Origin of the sequence: Stutzerimonas kirkiae (assembly GCF_004327335.1) — a bacterium.
GTDB classification, from domain to species: domain Bacteria; phylum Pseudomonadota; class Gammaproteobacteria; order Pseudomonadales; family Pseudomonadaceae; genus Stutzerimonas; species Stutzerimonas kirkiae.
Window position 1 is genome coordinate 1 of the sequence record NZ_QJUO01000072.1, and the last position, 1655, is coordinate 1655.

1 protein-coding gene is annotated in these 1655 nt (G+C 65.8%); it reads left to right on the plus strand.

Going from position 1 to position 1655, the window contains the following annotated elements:
• Positions 1 to 327: 327 nt before the first annotated feature.
• Positions 328 to 1608, plus strand: a complete 1281-nt coding sequence (gene gabT / locus DNJ95_RS19060; protein WP_131186274.1) for a 4-aminobutyrate--2-oxoglutarate transaminase — start codon at positions 328 to 330, stop codon at positions 1606 to 1608.
• Positions 1609 to 1655 lie beyond the last annotated feature (47 nt).

The window sequence follows — 1655 nt, forward strand, 5'->3', positions numbered from 1 at the left end:
TACCTGGAAATCAAATACCTGTGCCTGGGTATTTGAGCCGGGCGGTCATGCCATGCGTGGAAACGAATCGAAAAGAGCGCTGGAGGCTGGACGAGAAGCGGCAAGGTAGTCGCGCTTCTCGTCCGGCTTCCAGCCTCCAGCGCCTTTTGACGGGGCAAGGCGCGAAAGAGCGCGCGGCGCCCCCGCTGCACCCCTGAACCGGCCCGTGAACGGGCCTGAGCGAGCCCTGGCAAGACGCCGCAGTCGATCATCGCATGCTGCGCCGCTCCGCTGCCGGGAGCTTCATCCTTGAACGAGGCCGCACGATGAGCGGCCAATGAGGACAGCATGAGCAAGACCAACGCAGCATTGTTGCAACGCCGCGCCGCCGCCGTACCGCGCGGAGTCGGACAGACCCACCCGGTCGTCGCCGAGCGCGCCGAGAACGCCACGGTATGGGACGTGGAAGGCCGTGAATACATCGACTTCGCCGGTGGTATCGCCGTGCTCAACACCGGGCACCTGCATCCGCAGGTGGTGGCGGCGGTGCAGGAGCAACTGACCAAGCTGTCGCACACCTGCTTCCAGGTGCTGGCCTACGAGCCCTATATCGAGCTGTGCGAAGAGATCAACAAGCGCCTTCCCGGCGACTTCGCCAAGAAGACCCTGCTGGTCACCTCCGGCTCCGAGGCGGTGGAAAACGCGGTGAAGATCGCCCGCGCGGTGACTGGCCGTGCCGGGGTGATCGCCTTCACCGGCGCCTACCATGGCCGTACGCTGATGACCCTGGGGCTGACCGGCAAGGTGGTGCCCTATTCGGCGGGCATGGGCCTGATGCCGGGCGGTATCTTCCGCGCCCTGGCGCCGTGCGCCCTGCACGGGGTCAGCGAGGACGACTCCATCGCCAGCATCGAGCGCATCTTCAAGAACGATGCGCAGCCGCGGGACATCGCCGCGATCATCATCGAACCGGTGCAGGGCGAGGGTGGTTTCTATGTCAATTCGCCGGCCTTCATGAAGCGCCTGCGGGCATTGTGCGACGAGCACGGCATCCTGCTGATCGCCGATGAAGTGCAGACCGGCGCCGGGCGTACCGGTACCTTCTTCGCCACCGAGCAACTGGGTGTGGTGCCGGACCTGACCACCTTCGCCAAGTCGGTGGGCGGTGGCTTCCCGATCTCCGGAGTCGGCGGCAAGGCCGAGCTGATGGACGCGATCGTCCCCGGCGGGCTGGGCGGCACCTACGCGGGTAGCCCGATCGCCTGTGCGGCGGCGCTGGCGGTGCTCAAGGTGTTCGAGCAGGAGAAACTGCTGGAACGCTCCAACGACCTGGGCGAGAAGCTCAAGGCCGGCCTGCGCGAGATCCAGTCGCGGCATCCGGTGATCGGCGATGTGCGTGGCCTGGGCTCGATGGTGGCGATCGAACTGTTCGAGGGCGGCGACCTGCACAAGCCGGCGGCGGAACTGGTGGGCAAGGTGGTGGTGCGTGCCCGCGAGAAGGGGCTGATCCTGTTGTCGTGCGGTACCTACTACAACGTGATCCGCTTCCTGATGCCGCTGACCATCCCCGACGCGCAACTGCAGAAGGGCCTGGCCATTCTGGCTGAGTGCTTCGACGAGCTGGCGTAGAAGAGCGGCGGCAAGCTGGAAGTAAAGAGCCGATAAGAGCGCTGGAG

Excerpts from the sequence above, each read along its gene's own strand:
- gabT (WP_131186274.1), top strand. The coding sequence starts at position 328 with ATGAGCAAGACCAACGCAGCATTGTTGCAACGCCGCGCCGCCGCCGTA.